21 protein-coding genes and 1 pseudogene are annotated in these 21159 nt (G+C 69.4%); 13 read left to right on the forward strand and 9 right to left on the reverse strand.

Features of this window, described 5'->3' with window-relative positions:
• On the forward strand, nt 1-1305 hold the full coding sequence (locus ADK57_RS34405) for a CHAT domain-containing protein (RefSeq protein WP_053753587.1): 1305 nt from the start codon (nt 1-3) through the stop codon (nt 1303-1305).
• Nucleotides 1302-2282: an alpha/beta hydrolase gene (locus tag ADK57_RS34410; RefSeq protein WP_053753588.1), complete on the forward strand. Its 981-nt coding sequence runs from the start codon at nt 1302-1304 to the stop codon at nt 2280-2282. The genes ADK57_RS34405 and ADK57_RS34410 overlap by 4 nt, the downstream gene beginning before the upstream one ends.
• Before the next feature lie 24 nt (nt 2283-2306).
• Here ADK57_RS34410 and ADK57_RS34415 read toward each other — a convergent pair whose 3' ends face one another.
• Nucleotides 2307-2555, reverse strand: a complete 249-nt coding sequence (locus ADK57_RS34415) for a hypothetical protein (protein ID WP_078973505.1) — start codon at nt 2553-2555, stop codon at nt 2307-2309.
• On the reverse strand, nt 2548-3429 hold the full coding sequence (mca, locus tag ADK57_RS34420; RefSeq protein WP_078973506.1) for a mycothiol conjugate amidase Mca: 882 nt from the start codon (nt 3427-3429) through the stop codon (nt 2548-2550). The genes ADK57_RS34415 and mca overlap by 8 nt, the downstream gene beginning before the upstream one ends.
• Nucleotides 3430-3553: 124 nt before the next feature.
• Here mca and ADK57_RS34425 point away from each other — a divergent pair, with 124 nt between their 5' ends.
• Together ADK57_RS34425 and greA are read left to right on the forward strand one after the other, a co-directional pair.
• Nucleotides 3554-3952 (forward strand): DUF4307 domain-containing protein, encoded by a 399-nt coding sequence (locus ADK57_RS34425; protein WP_053753591.1) that lies wholly within the window; start codon nt 3554-3556, stop codon nt 3950-3952.
• 177 nt (nt 3953-4129) lie between these two features.
• Nucleotides 4130-4630, forward strand: a complete 501-nt coding sequence (gene greA, locus ADK57_RS34430) for a transcription elongation factor GreA (RefSeq protein WP_053753592.1) — start codon at nt 4130-4132, stop codon at nt 4628-4630.
• An 82-nt stretch (nt 4631-4712) separates the two neighbouring features.
• Here greA and ADK57_RS34435 read toward each other — a convergent pair whose 3' ends face one another.
• The 3 genes from ADK57_RS34435 to ilvA form a co-directional block, all read right to left on the reverse strand.
• Nucleotides 4713-5558 carry an ABC transporter permease gene (locus ADK57_RS34435; RefSeq protein ID WP_053753593.1) on the reverse strand — a complete coding sequence of 282 codons (846 nt, stop codon included), beginning with the start codon at nt 5556-5558 and terminating at the stop codon, nt 4713-4715.
• Nucleotides 5555-6568 carry an ATP-binding cassette domain-containing protein gene (locus ADK57_RS34440; protein ID WP_053753594.1) on the reverse strand — a complete coding sequence of 338 codons (1014 nt, stop codon included), beginning with the start codon at nt 6566-6568 and terminating at the stop codon, nt 5555-5557. Before ADK57_RS34440 ends, ADK57_RS34435 begins: the two co-directional genes overlap by 4 nt.
• Nucleotides 6569-6756: 188 nt before the next feature.
• Nucleotides 6757-7986, reverse strand: coding sequence for a threonine ammonia-lyase (ilvA, locus tag ADK57_RS34445; RefSeq protein ID WP_053753595.1), 1230 nt, complete (start codon nt 7984-7986; stop codon nt 6757-6759).
• A 163-nt stretch (nt 7987-8149) separates the two neighbouring features.
• On the opposite strand from ilvA, the gene ADK57_RS34450 reads away from it, so the two are divergent.
• The 3 genes from ADK57_RS34450 (at nt 8150) to ADK57_RS34460 (ending at nt 9643) form a co-directional block, all read left to right on the forward strand.
• Nucleotides 8150-8656: a MarR family winged helix-turn-helix transcriptional regulator gene (locus tag ADK57_RS34450; RefSeq protein WP_199830745.1), complete on the forward strand. Its 507-nt coding sequence runs from the start codon at nt 8150-8152 to the stop codon at nt 8654-8656.
• A gap of 167 nt (nt 8657-8823) precedes the next feature.
• A complete protein-coding gene (locus tag ADK57_RS34455) occupies nt 8824-9327 on the forward strand; it encodes a sigma factor-like helix-turn-helix DNA-binding protein (protein WP_053753596.1) in 504 nt (167 codons plus the stop codon).
• A 67-nt stretch (nt 9328-9394) separates the two neighbouring features.
• Nucleotides 9395-9643, forward strand: a complete 249-nt coding sequence (locus ADK57_RS34460; RefSeq protein WP_053753647.1) for a hypothetical protein — start codon at nt 9395-9397, stop codon at nt 9641-9643.
• A 171-nt stretch (nt 9644-9814) separates the two neighbouring features.
• Here the strand turns inward: ADK57_RS34460 and ADK57_RS34465 are convergent, their stop codons facing one another.
• On the reverse strand, nt 9815-10969 hold the full coding sequence (locus ADK57_RS34465) for a cystathionine gamma-synthase (RefSeq protein WP_053753597.1): 1155 nt from the start codon (nt 10967-10969) through the stop codon (nt 9815-9817).
• A gap of 193 nt (nt 10970-11162) precedes the next feature.
• Here ADK57_RS34465 and ADK57_RS34470 point away from each other — a divergent pair, with 193 nt between their 5' ends.
• The 3 genes from ADK57_RS34470 (at nt 11163) to ADK57_RS34480 (ending at nt 15265) form a co-directional block, all read left to right on the forward strand.
• Nucleotides 11163-12281, forward strand: coding sequence for a hypothetical protein (locus ADK57_RS34470; protein WP_053753598.1), 1119 nt, complete (start codon nt 11163-11165; stop codon nt 12279-12281).
• Between the two features lie 235 nt (nt 12282-12516).
• Nucleotides 12517-14139 (forward strand): M48 family metalloprotease, encoded by a 1623-nt coding sequence (locus tag ADK57_RS34475; RefSeq protein ID WP_053753599.1) that lies wholly within the window; start codon nt 12517-12519, stop codon nt 14137-14139.
• Between the two features lies 1 nt (nt 14140).
• Entirely contained in the window at nt 14141-15265 is a 1125-nt protein-coding gene (locus ADK57_RS34480) for a hypothetical protein (RefSeq protein WP_053753600.1), read from the forward strand.
• A 262-nt stretch (nt 15266-15527) separates the two neighbouring features.
• On the opposite strand, the gene ADK57_RS51620 is transcribed toward ADK57_RS34480, so the two are convergent.
• A complete protein-coding gene (locus ADK57_RS51620; RefSeq protein ID WP_053753601.1) occupies nt 15528-16277 on the reverse strand; it encodes a hypothetical protein in 750 nt (249 codons plus the stop codon).
• Nucleotides 16250-16693 carry a hypothetical protein gene (locus tag ADK57_RS51625; protein ID WP_053753602.1) on the reverse strand — a complete coding sequence of 148 codons (444 nt, stop codon included), beginning with the start codon at nt 16691-16693 and terminating at the stop codon, nt 16250-16252. Before ADK57_RS51625 ends, ADK57_RS51620 begins: the two co-directional genes overlap by 28 nt.
• Before the next feature lie 270 nt (nt 16694-16963).
• Between ADK57_RS51625 and ADK57_RS51630 the strand changes: the two are divergent.
• The 3 genes and pseudogenes from ADK57_RS51630 to ADK57_RS48180 all read left to right on the forward strand — a co-directional run bounded on the left by ADK57_RS51630 (nt 16964) and on the right by ADK57_RS48180 (nt 20233).
• Nucleotides 16964-17526: pseudogene (locus ADK57_RS51630) on the forward strand (hypothetical protein).
• A gap of 89 nt (nt 17527-17615) precedes the next feature.
• Nucleotides 17616-17798: a hypothetical protein gene (locus ADK57_RS34495; protein ID WP_159050199.1), complete on the forward strand. Its 183-nt coding sequence runs from the start codon at nt 17616-17618 to the stop codon at nt 17796-17798.
• A gap of 704 nt (nt 17799-18502) precedes the next feature.
• The gene (locus ADK57_RS48180; RefSeq protein WP_234390496.1) at nt 18503-20233 is read left to right on the forward strand and encodes an HEXXH motif domain-containing protein; all 1731 of its coding nucleotides are present in this window, start codon (nt 18503-18505) and stop codon (nt 20231-20233) included.
• Here ADK57_RS48180 and ADK57_RS34505 read toward each other — a convergent pair.
• Complete coding sequence (locus tag ADK57_RS34505; RefSeq protein WP_159050201.1) at nt 20224-21138, reverse strand: hypothetical protein; 915 nt, start codon at nt 21136-21138, stop codon at nt 20224-20226. The genes ADK57_RS48180 and ADK57_RS34505 overlap by 10 nt on opposite strands.
• Nucleotides 21139-21159 lie beyond the last annotated feature (21 nt).

Raw genomic sequence — 21159 nt, forward strand, 5'->3', positions numbered from 1 at the left:
GTGGCCCGCGATCTGCCCGTCCGCATCGTCCAGGACCCGAGCGACGGCTTCACTCGCCTCCCGGCCCGCGTCCAGCCGCCCGACCTGGTCGTGGGCTTCGACCTGTACGGCCGGGACCGCATCCTGGCCCGGATGCACGGCACCGCGGTTCCCGCGCTGAGCGGCACCGAGCACAAGACCTTCCTGGAGGCGAAACCCCGGGAGGTCCGCTCCGTGACGGCGCGGCTGCGGCGCATGTGGAAGGAGGAGTTCGTCGACGTACAGTCCCTCGACGAGTCGGGGCGTCCCGCGCCCGACCGCCCGGCCTTCCCTTACGCGACGCTCGTGGACCTGACGGCCGAGCCGGAGGGCGAACTGCTGGCCGCGATATCGCAACTCGCCGCATACGGATCCCAGTTGCTGTTCGACGTCCTGCTCGGCGGGGACAGTGAGCCGGTGAAGCTGTTCCGCGGTTTCCTCACCGAGGCGCTGCGCGCGGAGAAACCGCTCCGGGTCCGCTTCGACTCCGACCTCTTCGTGCCGTGGCCGATGCTGTGCCTTCCCCCCGACGCGACGGACGAGCCCGGATTCGCGGGAGTGTTCCGGCGCTTCCTCGGCCACCGCCACCGGATCGAGCAGACCGGCGGCGGCTTCTACACGGCGGTCTCGGACGGAATCGGCCACCCGCCCAAGCCGATACCGGCCCTGAGCCTCAACCACGACACCGGCATCGACCGACGAGGCGGCACAAGGGCCACCGAGGTCGCGGCCGCGCTCGCCCGGGGCGGGGCCCTGATCGAGCGAACGACCCGTCCGCAGTTGGAACAGGCACTGCAGGACGCCACCCTCGACGAGCAGCTGATGTACTTCTGGTGCCATGGTCACTTCAAGCCGGCCGAACCCGAGCCGCCGTATCTCGTGGTGAAGCTGACCGACCAGAAGCCCGTCGACGCCTACACCGTGCGCGCCCACCGGCCGCCCCGCCACGAGTGCGCCCCCTTCCATCCGTTCGTCCTCCTCAACGCCTGCTACGCGGGCCTCCCCGGAGACGCCGACCTCGCCTACCTCGGCCACGCCCTCATCGAGACCGGCGCCCGCGGCATCCTGGGCCCGCAGATAGAGATGCCGCAGGTCTTCGCCGCCGAGTACGCCCTGGAGTTCCTCACCCGCTACCTCACCGGCGAGGAGACCGCCGGAGCGATCGCCCACGCCGTCGCCCGGCACTTCGCCGACGAGCTGCACAACCCCCTCGGCTTCGCCTACGCCCTGCACTGCGGCATGGACGCGCGTCTGGAACGGGCCGAGCCCGCAGAGGCGACCTCATGAGCCGGACCGACGTCCGCGTCGTGGACCTCGCCCCGGACGGATGGCTCCTCGAGGACACGCCCACCGGCCCTCGCCCCGTCCCGGCCCACCGCCTCGACACCCGCTTCGCCGAGGAACTCGCCCCGCCGCCCTGGGCCACGGACCTGCTCGTCTACGTCCACGGCTGGCAGACCACACCGGAGTCCGCGCTCACGGCGGTACAGCGGCTGCTGGCGCTGACCGCGGCCCAGTACGACGACACCCGGTACCCCCGGCTCGAACCCTGGCGCCCCTGGACCGTCCTCATCCGCTGGCCTTCCCGCTCGCTCCCCTCCCTCGGCGGCTACCGCCGCATCCGGGACCGTGCGCACGCCATGGGTACGGAAGGCCACGCGGCCCGCGTCATCGGCCGTCTGCTCGGCTACCTGGACGCCCGCCGTGCCGATCCGGCGGCCCCGCCCGTGCTCGCCAACCGGGAGGGCCAGTATCTGCACCTGGTCGGGCACTCCTTCGGCTGCAGGCTCCTGTGCGAGGCCGTGCAGTGGGCGGCGGACCAGGAGGCGCTCACCCTGGGGTGGAGTACGCCGGCGCCGGCCGGGCGGCCCTTCAGCGTCGACTCGATGCTGCTGCTGCAGATGGCGGCGCCCCGCGACGCCTTCGCGGCAACCTTCACCGCACTCGCCGAGGCGCCCCTGCACGGACCGGTCGTCGCGACGTACTCGCAGCACGACCGGGCCACCGGCTTCTGGCATCTGCGGGCGGAGAAACGGGCGGGCATCGGGTACGCCGGTATCGGCACCGCACCCGCCCCGGTCTCCGCGATCCGGATGCTGCCGCCGGACGAGCCGTACCCGCTCGCCGCCCTCGACCACCGCTTCGTCAGTGTCGACGCGAGCGACGTGTTCGTGCGCGGGAACGGTCCGGCGGGCGCCCACTCCGACCATCTGCGGCCGGAGTCCGCCCACCTGCTGCTGTCCCTGGCCGACCACTGCCGGTGAGGGCCGCAACCCGGTGGGCGGACGTCAGCCCTGCTTCGCCCCGGGCTCGGCGGGGGCGTCCACGGACCCCGTCTTCGGGTCCGGGCTCTCCTTGAAGTCGACCTTGCCCATGTGGCGGCTCATCGACTTCATCAGGGCCCACACGGCCAGGGCCATCGCCGCGAAGACGATGAAGCCGAGGACGCCGGGGGTGACCTTGTCCTCGTCGACCTCCTTGGCGAGGGTCACGAGGTGCGTCATTGCCAGGCTTGCGCTTGCGCTCATGTCAGGCATTGTCGCGGACGCCCGCAAAGAGGTCGTCCTCGGGGAGGGAGGTGTCGACGAGGGACTTCGCCAGCTCGTACTCCTCCGTCGGCCAGACCTCCCTCTGGATCTCCATCGGGACGCGGAACCAGCCGCCGTCGGGGTCGATCTGCGTGGCGTGCGCGATCAGGGCCTTGTCGCGGATCTCGAAGAAGTCGGCGCACGGGACGTGCGTGGTCAGCGTGCGCTCGGTGCGCTCGAACTCGTCCCAGCGCTTGAGCCAGTCCCCGTACGGCGACTCCAGGCCCCGCTCCAGCAGCGCGTGGTGCAGCGCCTCGGTGCGCGGGCGGTTGAAGCCCTGGTTGTAGTAGAGCTTCAGCGGCTGGTACGCCGGTCCGAACTCCTCCTCCGGGTACTTCTCGGTGTCCGCCGCGCCCTCGAACGCCACCATCGAGATCTTGTGGGTCATGATGTGGTCGGGGTGCGGGTAGCCGCCGTTCTCGTCGTACGTCGTGACGACCTGCGGACGGAACGAGCGGATCTTCTTCACCAGCTCGCCGGCTGCCTCGTCGACGTCCTCCAGGGCGAAGCAGCCCTCGGGGAGCGGAGGCAGCGGGTCGCCCTCGGGCAGGCCGGAGTCGACGAAACCGAGCCACTCCTGCCCCACACCGAGGATCTCGCGGGCCTCGTCCATCTCCTTCTTGCGTACCTCGTGGATGTGCTCCTCGATGTACTTGTCGCCCTGGAGCTTCGGATTGAGGATGGAGCCGCGCTCCCCGCCCGTGCAGGTCACGACCAGCACGTCCACCCCCTCGGACACGTACTTCGCCATGGTGGCCGCGCCCTTGCTCGACTCGTCGTCGGGGTGGGCGTGCACGGCCATCAGTCGCAGCTGGTCAGTCAAGACTCAATCCTCGTAATGTCGGCGCCCGGTGTGAGCGGGTGCGATCGGCGCTTCTATAGTGACCGAATCGAGGGGCCAATAATTCCGGGGCCCACACTTCGGGAGCCTTGCCGGGAGGACGATCATGAGTACGGCGAGCACGCGACTGCCCGAGGGCCGCTACGGTCGCTCCTCGGACGAGCGCGCCGACCACAAGCTCAAGATCGCCGGTGCCGTCCTCGCCGCTCTGCTCCTCGCCCTCGTCGGCTACTTCGCTTACCACTACGTCGGCCAGAACGAGATCAGCGCCGAGGTGATCACGTTCGAGCCCGGGAAGGACACGGTGCAGGTGCATCTGGAGGTCCGCAAGGACTCCGGTGCGAGCGGCTACTGCACCCTGCGCTCCCAGGCGGAGAACGGCGCCGAGGTGGGCCGGGCCGACTTCCGCTTCGACGGGGACGCCAGCCGCATCGACAAGGTCGTCACACTGCGCACGACGTCGCCGGGCACGACGGCCGAGCTGCTCGGCTGCCACGCCGACTGAGGTCCTCCGTAATGCGTAGACGCTGACCTGCGCTGACCTGCGGCGACGGGATTCTGAGGCTTATGTCCTCCCCCTTGGCCCGCTGAATTGTTAGGCTCGTGGTTTCGCCCATCCGAGAAGGAACATTCTTCTGGGTAGGGCGATGCTTTGTATTCCCAGTACCTACGAGGAGCACCTGTGACCCAGACCAGCGAGAACGTCACCTGGCTGACCCAGGAGGCGTACAACCAGCTCAAGGCCGAGCTGGAGTACCTGTCTGGTCCTGCGCGCACGGAGATCGCCGCCAAGATCGCGGCCGCGCGCGAGGAGGGCGACCTGCGCGAGAACGGCGGGTACCACGCGGCCAAGGAAGAGCAGGGCAAGCAGGAGCTCCGTGTGCGCCAGCTGACCCAGCTCCTGGACAACGCCAAGGTCGGGGAGGCCCCGGCCTCCGCCGACGGTGCGGTGGCGCCCGGCATGGTGGTGACGATCGCCTTCGACGGTGACGAGGACGACACGATGACCTTCCTGCTGGCCTCGCGCGAATACGCGAGCGCCGACGTGGAGACGTACTCCCCGCAGTCCCCGCTGGGCTCCGGCGTGATCGGCCACAAGGTCGGCGAGGACGCCGAGTACGAACTGCCGAACGGCAAGAAGGCCTCGGTGACGATCCTCAAGGCCGAGCCCTACAGCGGCTGACCCGACCCCCCGCACGTCCTTGGCGAGCCCCCGGCGTCCTGCTGACGCCGGGGGCGCCGTCATGCCGTACGCGGCGGCCGGCTCAGGCCGTCGCGGACCGGTACTTCCGCACCGCCAGGGTCCTGAATATGGCGATGATCAGGATCGAGTAGAGCAGCGAGGCCCACACCGGGTGCTCCATCGGCCAGGCCTCCGAGGTCGAGACCCCGGGATTGCCGAAGAGCACGCGGCAGGCCTGGACCGTGGCGCTGAACGGGTTCCAGTCGGCGACATGGCGCAGCCAGGGCGTCATCCGGCTGGAGTCCACGAACGCGTTCGAGATGAACGTGACCGGGAACAGCCAGATCAGTCCGCCGGAGGTGGCCGCCTCGGGCGTGCGCACGGACAGGCCGATCACCGCGCCGATCCAGGTGAACGCGTATCCCGCCAGGAGCAGCAGCCCGAAGGCACCGAGCACCTCGCCCACGCTGGTGTGGGTCCGCCAGCCGACCAGCAGGGCGACGATCGCCAGCACGAACAGGGTGAGCGCGGTCTGCACCAGGTCGGCGAGCGTCCGTCCGGTCAGCACCGCGCCCCGCGCCATGGGCAGTGAGCGGAACCGGTCGATGAGCCCCTTGTGCATGTCGTCGGCGATGCCCGCGCCGGCGCCCGCGGTGGCGAACGTGACCGTCTGGGCGAAGATGCCCGCCATGAGGAACTCGCGGTAGACGCCGGGGTCGGTGGTGCCGCCGATGTTCATCGACCCGCCGAAGACGTAGCTGAACAGCACCACGAACATGATCGGCTGGATGAGCCCGAAGATGACCATCTCCGGGATGCGGGACATCCGGATCAGATTGCGTTTGGCGACGACCAGCGAGTCGCGGATCGACTGGGTGACGGGGTTGGTGGGCGCCGTGATCCGTACGGCGTCGGTGACGGCGCTCACTTGGTGGTCTCCTTCTTGTGCCGGCGGTCCTTGGCTTCCTTGGCGGCCGCGCCGTTCTCCTCGACCTTGGCCTCGGCCACATGGCCCGTCAGGGAGAGGAAGACGTCGTCCAGGGTCGGGCGGCGCAGGCCGATGTCGTCTATCTCGATGCCGCGGACGTCCAGTTCGCGGATGACCTCGGCGAGGAGCTTCGCGCCGCCGGTGACCGGCACGGTGAGCTTGCGGGTGTGTTCCTCGACGGTGGTGTCGCCCTTGCCGAAGCCGGCCAGCACCTCGCGGGCGGTCGGGATGTGCTCGCGGTCGTGCACCACGACCTCGACGCGCTCGCCGCCGGTGCGGGCCTTGAGCTGGTCGGAGGTGCCGCGGGCGATGACACGGCCTTGGTCGACCACGGCGATGTCGTGGGCGAGGTGGTCGGCCTCTTCGAGGTACTGGGTGGTCAGCAGCAGGGTCGTACCCCCGGAGACCAACTGCTTGATGACCTCCCACAGCTGCTGGCGGTTGCGCGGGTCGAGGCCGGTCGTGGGCTCGTCCATGAACATCACGGGCGGGGACACGACGAGCGCCGCGGCGAGGTCGAGGCGGCGGCGCATGCCGCCCGAGTAGGTCTTCGCGGGGCGGTCCGCGGCGTCCGCGAGGTGGAACTGCTCCAGCAGCTCCTCGGCCCGGGCCTTCGCGGCCTTGGCCTTCATCTGGTAGAGCTGGCCGACCATCTGGATGTTCTCGCGGCCGGTGAGGTATTCGTCGACCGCGGCGAACTGGCCGGACAGGCCGATCGAGCGCCGCACCTGGTCGGGATGCTTCAGTACGTCGATGCCGGCGACGACCGCCTTGCCGCTGTCTGGGCGCAGCAGGGTCGTCAGACAGCGGACGGTGGTCGTCTTGCCCGCGCCGTTCGGCCCGAGCAGGCCCAGCACGGTGCCCTCGGGGACATCGAGGTCGACGCCGTCCAGAGCCCTTACGTCGCCGAAGGTCTTGACCAGGCCTTCGGCGTAGATGGCGCCTGGCATATGAGTCTCCACGTCGTTGAGGAATCTTCAGAAAGCCTAGATATGTGCATTTTGTTCCGCTTGCCGGGTGACACGTCGATGGATACACATCGACGAGTGGATGCGACACACCATAACGCGATGTATCGCGTCTCTCAATGGACTTTCCCGAACGGGTGACGAAACGGGTGACGAGGAGTCGTCCGCTCTCAGCCGATGACCGTGTAGCCCGCTTCGCGCAGAGCCTGGCCGACCTCGGCGCAGTGCGCCGGCCCCTTCGTCTCCAGGTGCAGCTCGACCTCCGCCTCCGTGAGCCCGAGCCGTGGATCGGTCCGTACGTGGCCCACATCGAGGACGTTAGCGTCCACCACTGACAACACCCCGAGAAGCGTCGCGAGGGCACCGGGGCGGTCCGTCAGCCGGAGGCGTACGGCCAGGTAGCGGCCCTGCGCGGCCAGGCCGTGGGTCAGGACGCGCTGCATCAGCAGCGGGTCGACGTTGCCGCCGGACAACAGCGCCACGACCGGCCCCTCGAAGGAACCGGGGTCGCTCAGCAGCGCGGCGACCGGGCTCGCCCCGGCCGGCTCGACGACCAGCTTGGCCCGCTCCAGGCACAGCAGCAGCCCGGTGGACAGCTCGTCCTCCGTCACCGTGCGCACCTCGTCCACCAGGTCGCCGATGATCCCGAACGGCACGTCGCCGGGCCGCCCGACCTTGATGCCGTCGGCCATCGTCGCCGGGTTCTCGATCGACACCGGGCGCCCGGCCGCCAGCGAGGGCGGGTACGCCGCCGCGCCCGCCGCCTGCACGCCCACGATCCGCACGTCCGGCCGCAGGGTCTTCACCGCGATCGCGATGCCGGCCGCGAGCCCGCCCCCGCCGATGCCCACGACGATCGTGCGCACCTCGGGACACTGCTCCAGGATCTCCAGGCCGACCGTGCCCTGACCTGCGATGATGTCAGGGTGGTCGAAAGGGTGGATGAACACCGCACCGGTCGCCTCCGCGTACTCCTGCGCGGCGGCCAGCGTCTCGTCGACCACCTGGCCGTGCAGGCGCACCTCGGCGCCGTACTCCTTCGTGGCGCTGATCTTCGGCAGCGGGGCACCCTTCGGCATGAACACCGTGGAACGCACGCCGAGCAGAGACGACGCCAACGCCACGCCCTGGGCGTGATTGCCCGCGCTCGCGGCGACGACACCGGCGGCCCGCTCCTCGGGCAGCAGTCCGGCGATCCGGACATAGGCGCCGCGCAGCTTGAACGATCCCGTTCGCTGGAGGTTCTCGCACTTGAAGTGGACCGGCGCGCCGACCAGCTGGGTCAGGTGTCGGCTGCCCTCCATCGCGGTCACCCGCGACACGCCCGAGAGCATCTTCTGGGCACCGCGCACGTCGTCGAGCGTCACCGGTGGCACGGAGGGGGCCTCACGGTAGTTCATGACTCAAGTCTCGCAGTTCACACGCGCGGACCTCCTGTGTGACCAACCTCCGAGACTGGTTTGCCCAGCCCCGGTACGGCCCGCCTCCGGGCCGCGTACCCTGTCCCCCAATCCAGCAGCCCTTTCACGAAGTGAGCCCCCGGCCATGCCCACAACACCTGAAATGTCGATGGACATGACGACCGTCGGTGACAGCGGTCTCCTCGACACGCTGCAGCACGAGGTGGCGGTGTTCGCCCGACGTGCCGAACAGACCCGGCTCGGCGGGGTGGGGCAGGTGCGCAACTCCATGGACCGCGCCGCGTACCTGCTGCTCAACCGGCTCGACAAGGAAGGCCCGATGGGCGTCAAGGCGCTCGCCGCGAGCATGGGGATCGACTCGTCGACGGTCACCCGTCAGGTGGCTCCGCTCGTCGACACCGGGCTCGTCAAGCGGACCTCGCACCCCGAGGACGGGCGGGCGGTGGTGCTCCAGTTGTCCCCGCGCGGGCTGTCGCGCCTGGAGGAAGTGCGCTCGTCCCGGCGTCAGTTGATGGCCGAGCTGACACACGACTGGGCGCCCGAGGAGCGCGAGGCGTTCTGCACGCTCCTCACGCGCTTCAACACCGCCCTCTCCGCGCGGATGGCGACCCAGGACGTTCCGGGGGCGGACGCGCCGTCGGCCTCCTGAACGACGGCTCCCCGCACACCTCCAAGGCCGCCTCGGCCGTGCGCGGCTCTTGACCAACGGGCCGCGCCTGGCCTCATATGAGACCGGGTCCCAGTCGTACGCGCCCTTTCGCCTCGCGTACGCGGCCGGACCCGTTCCCTCAGGATCGCCCTCAGGCGGGAGGCGCGGTGAGGCAACGGCAAGCGGCCCAGGTCGCCCGTCGGGCCCGGGAGTTCGAGGCGTTCGTCGCGGGCGCGGCCGGGCGGCTGCTGCACGCCGCCACGCTCCTCACGGCGGAGGAGCCGCACGACAACCCGCGCGCGCGACGCCTGCTGACGCTGGCTCTCGCCCACACGTACGCGTCCTGGGACCGGCTGCGCGGCGAGGACCCGTACGACCGGGCCCGCCAATACCTGGCCACCCGCTTCGCGCGCGGGGCGTGGCACCAGTACGGGGGGCTGGTCCGGACCCGTCGGCACCCGGCCGGCGTCCTGGCCCGGCTCACCCCGCAGGAACGCCTGATCCTCGTCCTCAGGTTGTACGAGGGCGTCGCCGAGGAGCAGGCGGCGGCACTTCTCGGCCTCCCCGTGGAACGCGTCCGCACCCTCTGCGACCGGGCGACGGCGACCCTGCTGCATCCGCCGCGTGGCCCTGCGCCGTCGGTGGCGGGGCCGAGGGTGGCGCCGTCATGAGGCGGCCGCATGACGCAGCCGTGGAGCGGATCGGCGGCGCACGATGGCCCGTCTGCCGGAGGTGGGTGTGAACCGGCCGGAGCGGGAGGCCACCGTGCGGCGGATCATGGACCGGTCCGTGCCGTCCGTGCCGCCGGAGCTGTACGGGGAGGTCGTGCGGCGCGGCGGCCGCATGCTGCGGCGCAGGAGGGCCGCCCGGCGTCTGCTGTGGCTGCTGCTCGCCGCCGTGGTCGTCGCCTTCGTCGTGTGGGCGCTCATGGTCCAGCCCTGGGTGGAGCCGCCGTCGGAGACGACTCCACCGCTCACTGACTGGTGAGCCCGCCAGGCACGTCCGGCGACCAGGGCCTGTCCGGCGGACCGGGTCGCAGGAAATCGGCGGCTCGAGCGAAGTCGGGAGTGGGGGAGCCGGCCACCGACGACAACGCCGCAGATCGGCATGCCGGGCCCCAAGTCTGCGGACCGAGGAGCATGATCCGCCGGACAGGCCCTACCCGAGCGCCTGCTTGAGGTCCTCCAGGAGGTCCTCGACGTTCTCGATGCCCACGGACAGGCGTACGAGGTCGGCGGGCACCTCCAGGGCCGAGCCGGCGGCGGACGCGTGCGTCATGCGTCCGGGGTGCTCGATCAGGGACTCGACGCCGCCCAGGGACTCGCCGAGCGTGAACACCTTGGCGCGGTTGCAGACCTCGACGGCCGCCTCCTCGCCGCCCGCGACCTGGAAGGAGACCATGCCGCCGAATGCCCGCATCTGCTTGGCGGCGACCTCGTGACCGGGGTGCTCGGGCAGACCCGGGTACAGAACGTTCGTCACGCGTGCGTGCCGGGTCAGCATGTCGGCGACCTTGGTGGCGTTCTCGCTGTGCCGGTCCATGCGCACCGACAGCGTCTTCGTGCCGCGCAGCACCAGCCACGAGTCGAAGGGCCCGGCGACCGCGCCCATCGCGTTCTGGTGGTACGCCAGCTCCTCGCCGAGCTCCGGGTCACTGACGATCAGGGCGCCGCCGACGACGTCCGAGTGGCCGCCCATGTACTTGGTCAGCGAGTGCACCACGACGTCCGCACCGAGCGACAGCGGCTGCTGCAGGTACGGCGTGGCGAAGGTGTTGTCGACGACGAGCCGAGCGCCCGCGTCCCGGGCGATCTGGGCGACGGTGGCGATGTCGGTGATGCCGAGCAGCGGGTTGGAGGGGGTCTCCACCCACACCGCCTTGGTCTTCGGGGTGATGGCGGCGCGTACCGCGGCCGGGTCGCTGGTGTCGGCGACCGACCACTCCACGCCCCACCGCGAGACGACCTTCGCGAAGAGGCGGAACGTACCGCCGTACGCGTCGTTGGGGATGACCACGTGGTCGCCGGGGCTGAGCAGCGTACGCAACAGGCAGTCCTCGGCCGCCAGTCCGGACGCGAACGCGAGACCGCGGCGGCCGCCCTCCAGGGCCGCGAGGTTCTCCTCCAGGGCCGTCCTGGTCGGGTTGGCGCTGCGGCTGTACTCGTAGCCGCCGCGCAGGCCGCCGACGCCGTCCTGCTTGTAGGTCGAGACCTGGTAGATCGGCGGGACGACCGCGCCGGTGAGGGGATCCGCGGTGTTGCCCGCGTGGATCGCGAGAGTCTCGAAGTGCTGACTGATGTGCCTGTCGCTCATGGGCACCGAGCGTAGTGCGCTCGCGGGCGTGATGAGGGACGGCGAGGTCGGCGGGGTGACGGCGGGGCCGCACGGGCGCCTGAGGGCGCAGGCACAAGGGCCCCGAATGTTTTCCACAGGCCGTCGTCGAGAGTTTTCCACAGGGCGCCGACCGGGTTGGCCAATTGTCGGAGACGTCTGGAACCCTTGAGACATGGAAATTCTCTGGGTCCTGATGGCACTGGTCATGCTCGGCTTCGTGCTGCTCCCCTTCATGCGGCGCAGGCGCGGCATGATCGAGCAGGTACCGCCCGGCCACCCGGACGCCGCGGACCCGGCGAACTACGGCTTCGTGCAGCAGGAGGAGCTGGACGTCCGGATGCCCGGTCCCGACCAGGACCTGGAGGAGGTACTGGATCTGGTGCAGCGCACCCAGGACTACCGGGCGGCGGCCCAGCTCCTCGCCGGCACGGAGGCCGCGGGCGAGCTGCGCTGGCAGCGCGTGCAGGCCTTCGCGGGCGCCGCCTCGCTGGAGCTGCGACAGCGGCCCGGCGGGGTGAGCGAGACGCCGGGCGGGCAGTGGCTGCGGGTGTGGCGGACCGAGGCGCCCAAGGACGCGGGCGGCGCGGCGGTGCACGCGGAGTTCCTGGTCCAGCAGGCGTGGCGGACGTCGACGCCGGGCACGGACGAGTTCCGGATCATCATGGAGGAGGCGCAGGCGGCGGTCGGCGACGCGGCGCTGCTGGCCCCGGGCGACCCGATCCCGTACCTCGTCGAGCTCTCGGTGGCCCGCGGACTGGCGTACTCCCAGCCGGAGTTCGAGCAGCTCTGGCTGAAGATCCTGGACCGTGCCCCGAACCACCTGGGGGCGCATCTGGCCGCCCTGCACTACTGGTGCGAGAAGTGGCACGGCTCGCGCGAGCAGGCGTACGGCTTCGCGGAGGCGGCGGCCGCGAGAGCCCCCCGGGGGTCCCTGCTGGCGGCCATGCCTCTCTTCGCGGTCTTCGAGCACCTCCCCGAGGTGAACCTGGTCAGCGGCTTCTACCAGAGCGAGGTCGTGACGAAGGCGATCCACGGCGCACTGCACGCCGTCCACTCGGCCCGCACCGACGACCCGATGTCGGCGCACGTCCGCCATCTGCTGGTCTTCTTCCTGGTGCGCGCCGAGCGCTGGGCGGAGGCGATGAGCCAGCTCGTCCACATCGACGGCCATGTCGGCGCCCTCCCCTGGACCCTGTCCCCCGACCCCGCCGCGGAGTTCGCGGTCTACCGGGCACTGGCGGTCGCGGGCTACGAGGCCAACGGCGGGAGCCCGGCGACACTGCCGCACTGAGGGCGTCCGCGGCGTAGCCCCTCACCGGGCAGGTCGTGCGTCTGGGGAGCCCTCACCAGGCAGGCATGGGGCGGTGCCCCGAATTCGTCTTGCCTCGTGACGGATCGGTCGGTCATACTCCGCCGTTACACCCGTGTTGGTCATGAGCACGTCCCGTGCTTCTCCGACCACCGGGCCGTTTCACGATCGATTTCTTCCGATCTTCGGATCCGTCCTGTGGGGGGACCTCTGCCCGATGGGCACGACTCTGCGCGCGCTGCGTGCTCTTCTGCTGCTCGCCGGCTTCTATCTGCTCGGCGTTGTGCTGCTGGCCCTGCTCGCCGGCGGCGACTACCTGCTGTACCTGCACGCTCCCAGCAGCGTCACGGTGAAGCTGACCATCGTCTCGGTACTCCTGGCGATCCCGCTGGTGCGCGGCCTGTTCATGCTGCGCACACCGCGCGACGAGGAGACCGCGGGCCTGCCCGTCACGGAGGCCGACGAGCCCGAACTCTGGCGCACCGTACGGGACCTGGCCGAACAGGTCGGCACCCGCGCCCCGTCCCGCATCGTCCTCACGGCCGACGTGAACGCCGCCGTGTCCGAGGATGCCCGTCTGCTCGGCCTGCTGCCCGGACCACGCCGCCTCTACCTCGGCGTACCCCTGCTGCAGGGCCTGTCCGAGGCCCAGTTGCGGGCGGTCCTCGCCCATGAACTGGGCCACTACTCGAACTCCGACACCCGCCTGGCCGCCCTCACCGTGCGCGGCCGCGCACAGGTCCTGCGCACCATCACGCACTTCGAGCAGCGGGCCGACAGGACCGCGGCGCGCGAGCAGGCCCGGCAGGAGAAGAAGAACGCCAAGGCCGAGGCGAAGGGCAAGCAGGCCAAGGAGGTCGACACCGGCCACGCGGGCGTCACGTACCGCGCGATGGCGAAGATCTACATCGGCTACGCCAAGCTCTACTTCCGCGCCACACTCGCCGTCTCCCGCCGCCAGGAGTACGCCGCCGACGCCGCGGCCGCCCGCATCGTCGGCCGCGACGCCACCGCGTCGGCCCTGCGCGAGATCCCGGTGCTGGACGCCGCGTTCGGGTTCTACATGGGCAGCTACGCCACCCTGGGCTCGGACAAGGGGCTGCTGCCGCCGCACGGCGAGGTGTTCGGCGGCTTCGCCCGGATGCTGACCGCCCGTCAGCTCGAACTGTCCGGACTGCGCACGGACCTGCCCACCGAGCCCTTGTCGCCGTACGACTCGCACCCGCCCATCGCCGACCGGGTCCGCCGTATCGAGGAACTGCCCGACGACGGCCGCGCGGACGAGGCCCGGGGCGCGGCCCTCGACCTCCTGTCCGCCCCCGAGCGGACCCTGGCGGCCCTGGAGGACGCGGTCCTCACGGACGAGGTACGGCGCTTCGGGCGCACCCGCGACTGGCAGGAACTGCTCGACCGTTCGATGGCCGAGGCGCTCGCCGCCGACGGTACGCCGTTGCACGGGGCGCTCAGGCAGTACACCCAGGAGCAGCCGACGCTGCCCGCGCTGCTCGACGTGATCGAGGACGGCCGCCTGTGGCAGCTGGCGAAGCGGCTGCCACTGTCCGAAGAGGCGGCCGCCTCGGAGGGCCGTGTCTTCCGCGAGTTCGTACGCCCCACCCTGCACAAGTCGCTGATCAGCATGGCACTGGCCGAGCTCAACGCCCGCTCGCTGCTGCGCTGGGAGTTCTCCTGGGAGCGGTCGGCGATCCCGCACCTGCCGCCCGCCTCCGACGGCACCGAGACCGACCTCGACGCCGTGGTCGGCTCGGCGGTCGCCGACGCCCCCGACACCGCCCCGCTGCGGGCGCTGCTCACCCACCACGACCGAAGCACCGAGGTCTGACGTGATCATCCTCTGGATCGTCCTGGCCGTCATCGGACTCCCCCTGCTCGCCCTCGGCCTGTACTTCCTGAAGGCCATCGTCCAGGGCGCCGTAGAAGGCTGGCGCGGGGAGGGCGACGAGGACGGGGGCGGCGAGTACGAACTGCCCGCTGCTGCCGCCGCCCTCGGCCTGCTGCCGCCCGAGCGGCAGAACACGCAGGCCGCGGCACCGCTCCCGGCCGCGCTCGTCTCGGCGCTCGACGCGGCCAGGGCCGGCGACTGGCAGCCGGCCGCGGCCCTGCTCGACGCCACGGCCGACGCGCGGGACTGGGAGCACCGCTCGTTCCACAGCGGACGGCTCTCGTCGCTCGCCGCCGAGGACGACACCTGGCTGCTGGCATGGGAGACCGCCCGCCCCGACGACCCCGGCGCCGCGCTGGTGCGGGCCCGCAGCACGGTGGCCCTGGCCTCGAAGATCCGGGGCGCGAAGCGGGCCAAGTACACCACCGCCGAGCAGTTCGAGGGCTTCCACCGCGTCATGGCCCGGTCCCGCGAGGAGCACGCCCGTGCGGCCGCACTGGCCGTCGAGGGCGACCCGACCCCGTACATCGGCGAGATCCCGACCGCCCTGGGGCTCGGCTACCCGCACGCCGAGATGGACCGCCTGTGGAAGGAGCTCACCGACCGCTCCCCGCACCACTACGAGGCCCACTACTTCGCCCTCCAGTACTGGTGCGCCAAGTGGCGTGGCTCGGAGAAGCTGGCCCGAGAGTTCGCGGCGAGCGCCGCCGGGAGGGCCCCTCTGGGCAGCCTGATGACGGCGTTCCCCCTGATCGCGCACTTCGAGCACGACGACTCCGACTCGGCCGACGGCGACCGTACGCCCGAGATGCGGGCCCTGGTCGACGCGGCCCTCGCGGACGTGGCCGCCGCCGATCCGGCCCACCCGCGCCTGGCGGAGGTCCGCCACCTGCTGGCGTACTACCTGTGCCTCCAGGACCGGGACGAGGCGGCCGTAGAGCAGTTCCGCCTCGTGGACGGGTACGTCGATGCCCTCCCGTGGCGCTACCGGGGCGACCCGGCGGGCGAGTTCTGCCGGATGCGGGACCTCAGCCTGGCGAACGCGGGCGGGGCGGCGTCGGACTGACGGTGCCGGTCGGAACTCGGGGCGGCACGGAAACGTTGTTCTCGTTGCCGCCCCGCGAACCGATGGATGACCGACGGTTGAAGGAGCCCGCGTCATGCTGTTCGGCCGTACGCCCCGGCCCATCGCCGGCAACGGGGTTCGTGGACGCCGCTCAACAGGTCGGTTCGGATCCGGGAACCGCTGGAGGCGCGACCGGTCAAGGCAGCGCGGGGGCCCGTACCAGCGGCCCGGGGCGGGGGCCACCGCTCGCGTCGGACGGTCGTCAACTCAGGCTCTGAACGCGGCGGCGGCGCACGATGACGAGTACGCCCGAACCCGTGACCACCGCCGCGGCAGCCATGCCCGTGATCGGCAGCGCCGAGGACCCGGTGTCTGCCAGGGCGCCGCCAGTCGCCGTCGTCCCGTCGCCGCCAGTCGCCGTCGTCCCCTCGCCGCCGGTCGACGACGACCCGCCGGACGACCCACCGGACGATCCGCTCGCGCTGCCCGTCGAGCCAGTCGGCCCCCCACCCGTGACGTCCAGCGTGATGTCGGCCTGGTCGTTGGTCTTGTCGGGGTCGGACGGCCGCGCCTCGGTGCTCAGCGCCACCGAGCCCTTGGCGTGCGCCACCCGCTTGTCGATCTTCAGCTTGAAGGTGTAGGCCTCGCGGCCGTCCTCGTAGAGAGCCCGCTCACTCGTGCCGCAGTCGTACGCCTCGCCCCTGGCCTTGCAGAAGCCGGGGGTCTTGACGACCGACGTTCCGGCGGGCGGCGTGACCATGACCCTGACGGAGGGCTCCCCCACCTTGGTCATGACCCAGGCGGGCCCGGCGTTGGTGAACTCCACCTTCATCGGCACCGTTTCACCGACGCTCCCCTTCAACGCGGCACCCGTCACCAGGAAGTCGGCCGAGTTGACGGAGGTGACGGGCACATCGACGACTCGCGCGGACCCCTGGCCCCCGGCCTGGCTTTCGACCAGTTTCACCGCCGGTGCGGTTCCCATCACCGGCGGAGTGCCGTTGTCGTCCACCCCCGGATCGTCTTCCCCGACACGAGAGGCCTCTCGGGCATGTAGACGACGCCTGGCTCCACCGCCTGGTCGAACGCGCACACCGCGGTCCACCTCTCGGGCATCTCGTCGTAGGGGCGGACGTACTGTGTTCGACAGTTGGAGGGAACCTCCGCGAAGTCGAGTCCCCGGGTGACGGCGTAGTAGACCCATACCTTCTCGGCGGCTCCGGTGCCCTTGTTCGCCACGGTGACCGGCACATCGAAGGTGCTCCCCGGTTTCAGCCCGTCGAGCGGCTCGATGCCTCCAATGACCAATTCGGGTGCGGTTTCATCGGCGAAGGCGGCGGGAGCCGCGGCCAGCGCGATCAGGCCGGCAGCGCCGAGGGAGGCAACAGCGGCACGGGAGGCGCGACGGTTGCGAGGGGGCATCGGCATGGAGGGAACCTCTGTTGGAATGTGGGCAAACGGACGGTGTCCCCCGGGGGAACATCCCTTCGACCGCTAGACTCCTGTCGGTCCCGAACGGTTGCACGTCCGGTGCCTCCTCCGCCCCGCGATCGCACCCTCCGGACGCCGTGAGTCCGGCTCCGACATCGGCATCGATTGCAGGACTCCCGGTTCGAGCCTTCGGCCTCCCTCACAACCGCAGGACCCAAAAGGTCTGTGAACGCGGTTTGACATGGGTCAGCAAGCCGCGTTCACCGTCTGCAAGGAAGCCTGCTGAACGCACCCAAACCCTGGCAACACGTTGTCTTTGTCCCCGTCGGAGGGCTCCTCGGAATCGGCTTGTTGTCGCGTCCCGAGGATCGCCGCGATTTGGTGATGGTCGTCTCGCACGACGGTCACGGCCTCTTCCACGCCGTCACCGGGAAGAAGATCGCCAGGCACCGCGGACCCGACCCTGAGGACGAAACACCCGACCGCACACCGGACTTGTCCTGCCCCGGCTTCGGGCCGATCACCGGAAGCCGGGTACACAGCGGGGCTCTTCGGCGGAGGACTCCACACCACCACCGCAGACGGTTCGCTTCTGGAGGTTGCCACCCGGCGTGGCCGAATGATCGGGTCCTGCTCGCCCACGACGGCAGGTTGCCTCACTCCGGCCTTCATGGCGAGCGGCGGTGGCAATCTTCCACTCGAACTACTCCGAATTCCGGGCAGCCGGCTTCTCACCCTCCCGGCAGACCATCGCCGTCGCGACGAGCAGCGACATGTCACTGTGGATACGCAGGACGGGCCAAGGTCACTCCAGCAGCGCCCAGCACTGAACGGACCAGACTGCATGGCTGGTCCGGCTGGTCCCCACGCGGCTTGTGCCCAGGGTGGCGGCGACACCGAGCTTATGAAGCTGCGTTGCGTGCAACTCTTCAACGTCGGCTCCCTCGACGATTTACCGCTCATCTGGCAGGCCAAGTCCGCCAGCATGTACGCGGATTGCTCGATCGACACCCAGTTGCTGTGCGGAAGCCGACTGGCCAGGACCAAGGGGTTCCTGTCGAGCCGGCGGCTGCCCAAGCCGAAGCGGCGCTGCAACAGCTGATCGCTGCGAAGAGGCTGGCGGCTTCGAGGACATCTCCGCCGAGGGCCACTCCGCTCTGTACGCACCTGCTACGCGCCGTGACGCCACATGTGTCCGGGAGACCCTTCATCAGCGCTGTCCCTATCCTCGAACGCTTCCTTCGCCCTCGCCAGTACCTCGGTCACCGCTCGGACTGTTGGCGACGACCTGAAACGGCAGGGTTTTGAGAGATCGAGGCAACAGTCATACTGCGAAGACCACACAGCGCACACAACCTTGTTCGGCGGACGCGGAAGAGAGTGGGATCTTCATGAGCGCACAGCTCCGTTCACCGCTCGTTTCAGACCTCGACATTGTGCTGTCGGATGTTCCCGATCTGGGGGCGTGCCGTATGTCGGAGCTACGCGACTTGGCTGGCGCCGAGATGGATTGTGCGCTCGCGCACGTCGTTGCGCAGGCTGACCGCACACCGGCAATCAGCCTTGGAGGCGGCGAAGGAGGCGGCACCGGGGCTCGATGCGACTGAAGGGGGAACTGGTGGTCGACGTGGTGCCCACAGGCACTCTGGCCTTGCAGTCAGCCGTATGAGCGGGGCACGGCAATGGGCGCAGCACAAGATCTCCCGGGCGGACATCGACCTCCTCGCGCGTGGCTGTGCGGGGTTAGACGTCGTCTGGCTTCTGAGGCGAGCCGAGCGCAGTCGCACACTGCTCATGCTGCGAGCGATGCTGGACGAGGCGAGGGGGCACAGGGCTGTTTCCGGCCCCCTGCCGCCTTTGAACCGCGCTTGGGACCTCCTCGATCGCGTCCAACAGAAGTCACCCGCCGACCTGGATGCGGTACTGACGTACCCCTACGTCGGCAATTGGGCCGGGCACACCCTGCGCCGACTACGAGGCCGTGGCAGCGAATCCAGTCCACTGTGGGTGCATGTCGGGCATCTACACAGCGTTGCTGCCGCTGCGTCGATCCGTGCTGGACTCGATGTACAAGTCCAAGTTCCGGTGCGTAATGGCATGGTGGCCCTGCCAACCCTCGGTACCGCCCACCTGACCAGCATGGCTGGGACTTCGGTGGCCGAGGGGACAGAGGCGTCGGTGGCGGAGGTGTGCTCAACATCGGGACACACAGAGATCCGCTGGGGTGAAACGACCATCAGACTTCCCGACAATCTCGCTGACGACGCGCCAGGATGGTCAGGGCTTCGTCGACTTGCCGTGGCCTCCGGCCAGCACACGCTCTCACTGCTGTTCGAAGACCTGGATCCCTACCGGGGCTTGTACGGCCCCAGACAACCTGACCGCGTAGAGATCGCTGAGGTACGCGCTTGGCAGCGTGCGCTGGAGGACGCTTGGAGGCTCATCTGCCGCCATCTCCCCCAACAGGCCGGGGCTATGCGCTCGGTACTCAACGTTCTCGTGCCGGTGCCCGCCCCCGGCCGATTTCAGGTTTCCAGTGCCTCCAGCGGCGAGGCCTTCGGCGGTGTGGTCATGTCGAGGCCTGAGAGTCCGGCAATACTTGCTGCAACGCTGGTCCACGAATACCAGCACATCATGCTGGGTGGCCTGCTTCATCTCGTCGCACTACACGACAACGCCCCGGAGGCGCGCTTCTACGCACCCTGGCGTGACGATCCGCGTCCGGTCGGCGGGCTACTCCAGGGTATTTACGCATTCTTTGGAGTGACCCGGTTTTGGCGTGCTCTGTATCGCGCCCAGGAAGAGGGGTCACGCCGTACCGCCGCATTCGAATTTGCGCGATGGCGTGCCGCGACCTGCCAGGCACTCGATACGCTGAAGGACAACCATTCCCTCACAGTGGCCGGAAGACGAGTCCTGCAGCAGATCGAGGGTGAAATCAGGCCCTGGCTGAAGGAACCGGTTCCTGAGGACATCGCGGCGGCCGTCGAAACCGTGGGAAGGGACCACCAAGTCGCCTGGCGACTGCATCATCTGCAGCCAGATGTGCGGACAGTGGCGCAGGTGTCTCATGCCTGGCTGATCACCACTCGCACTGGAGCGGGACCCGCGCGCGGTCACAACGACCTCTCGCCAGATGCACTCGTCCCTGACGCTATTGCCTCATGGCTGCCCACTCGCTCAGACCTGATCCGCTGTCAGGTCATCCCGCCCGAAGCCGGTGCTTGCTGCCCAGAGTTGGAGTCCGAAGCAAGCGCTGCGGACAGGGCCTTTGCCGCTGGCGATTACGCCGAAGCCTGGATGGCCTACCGGTCCGAGATCACCGCGTCTCGCGATTCCTCAGCTTCCTGGGTCGGCTTCGCGCTTGCCTGGGCGTCCCTCGACCCACATCCCGGAGCGGAGCTGTTGCTCCGGCGTCCGGCCCTTGTACGAGACGTCTACTGTCGATTGCGTTCTCTGGACGTCCGACTGGAGCCGGACGAGTTGGCGGCCTGGATCGCTGCCCGATGGCCGCTTGCCGCCTCCGGTCATGGCTGACCGCGCACGGCGATAGCATAGGAGTAACCGACTTTGGCATTCTTGGTTACCCAACGAACTTCGTCGGACATCTGGCAGTAAGCGGACTGCACCTGTGATTCGACAAGGTCAGGCATCTCTGTACTGAGGAGAGTTGCTTTAACACGGTGCTCAGCAAATGGAGAACATGAGATCCTCAGCCCGTCCTCCCCCTTGATTATCACCCTCAGTTCGTCCGTCACATGTGGCACTTCCGCGTAGCATTTCTCCTCTTGGTCGATGTAGGTGAAGGCCCCACGCAGTTCGAGTTCCACGTCGAACGAACATCGCGTCCGACCGGAGTCGAGTGAAACAGGTATTCGTACGGCCCCTACTTCGACCAAGCGACCGTTCACGCTGGACTCGTCGACCGGTATCTTCCGGTAGAGCTTCACGAAGGAGACGGCCGGGTCAGCGTCTACTCCGTCCACGCATACGCGCCTCACTTGGATGCTTTCCCACTCCGGACCTCCGCGGGCCACCTCTGCAGTCGTGGCGAAAGATATCCATGGCACGAATGCCGCAGTGGGTGATTCGACATCACACGTGATGGACAACAGGGCGTCACCGTCGGAACGAATAACAAAGGTGTCGTGCCGTCGACGAAACCGAACAAGCTGAGGCATGTAATCCTCGAGGTTCCGCAGATGTTCCAGCTCTCGCACGTTCTTCCGGATAGAGTCGGCGAGTATCCACATTGCGACCGCACCGGAGACTACGGAGGTCGTGATCAATATCCAGGTCAGGACGAGGAAGAGTTCCCCCTGCGAGGCTTGGGATCTGAGGCCGACCAGGGTGCCCGTGATGGTGAGCGCTACTGAGAGAACGGCTGAGACAAAGGCGGCGAGTGCCGCGCTGACCCCCTCCGACCGCTGCGAGCTGGTCATGCCAGTCCCCCTGAATTGCTG

The sequence above is a fragment of the Streptomyces sp. MMG1533 genome, assembly GCF_001279775.1.
Classification (GTDB): Bacteria; Actinomycetota; Actinomycetes; order Streptomycetales; family Streptomycetaceae; genus Streptomyces.

What these genes read in the sequence shown, in the direction of transcription:
- ADK57_RS34470 (WP_053753598.1), top strand. Translation starts at nt 11,163, where the DNA reads ATGGAAATTCTCTGGGTCCTGATGGCACTGGTCATGCTCGGCTTCGTG.
- ADK57_RS34465 (WP_053753597.1), bottom strand. Translation starts at nt 10,969, where the DNA reads ATGAGCGACAGGCACATCAGTCAGCACTTCGAGACTCTCGCGATCCAC.
- ADK57_RS34450 (WP_199830745.1), top strand. Translation starts at nt 8,150, where the DNA reads ATGTCGATGGACATGACGACCGTCGGTGACAGCGGTCTCCTCGACACG.
- ADK57_RS48180 (WP_234390496.1), top strand. Translation starts at nt 18,503, where the DNA reads ATGCTGGACGAGGCGAGGGGGCACAGGGCTGTTTCCGGCCCCCTGCCG.
- ADK57_RS34475 (WP_053753599.1), top strand. Translation starts at nt 12,517, where the DNA reads ATGGGCACGACTCTGCGCGCGCTGCGTGCTCTTCTGCTGCTCGCCGGC.
- ADK57_RS51625 (WP_053753602.1), bottom strand. Translation starts at nt 16,693, where the DNA reads ATGCCGATGCCCCCTCGCAACCGTCGCGCCTCCCGTGCCGCTGTTGCC.
- ilvA (WP_053753595.1), bottom strand. Translation starts at nt 7,986, where the DNA reads ATGAACTACCGTGAGGCCCCCTCCGTGCCACCGGTGACGCTCGACGAC.
- ADK57_RS34410 (WP_053753588.1), top strand. Translation starts at nt 1,302, where the DNA reads ATGAGCCGGACCGACGTCCGCGTCGTGGACCTCGCCCCGGACGGATGG.
- ADK57_RS34415 (WP_078973505.1), bottom strand. Translation starts at nt 2,555, where the DNA reads ATGCCTGACATGAGCGCAAGCGCAAGCCTGGCAATGACGCACCTCGTG.
- ADK57_RS34505 (WP_159050201.1), bottom strand. Translation starts at nt 21,138, where the DNA reads ATGACCAGCTCGCAGCGGTCGGAGGGGGTCAGCGCGGCACTCGCCGCC.
- ADK57_RS34425 (WP_053753591.1), top strand. Translation starts at nt 3,554, where the DNA reads ATGAGTACGGCGAGCACGCGACTGCCCGAGGGCCGCTACGGTCGCTCC.
- ADK57_RS34440 (WP_053753594.1), bottom strand. Translation starts at nt 6,568, where the DNA reads ATGCCAGGCGCCATCTACGCCGAAGGCCTGGTCAAGACCTTCGGCGAC.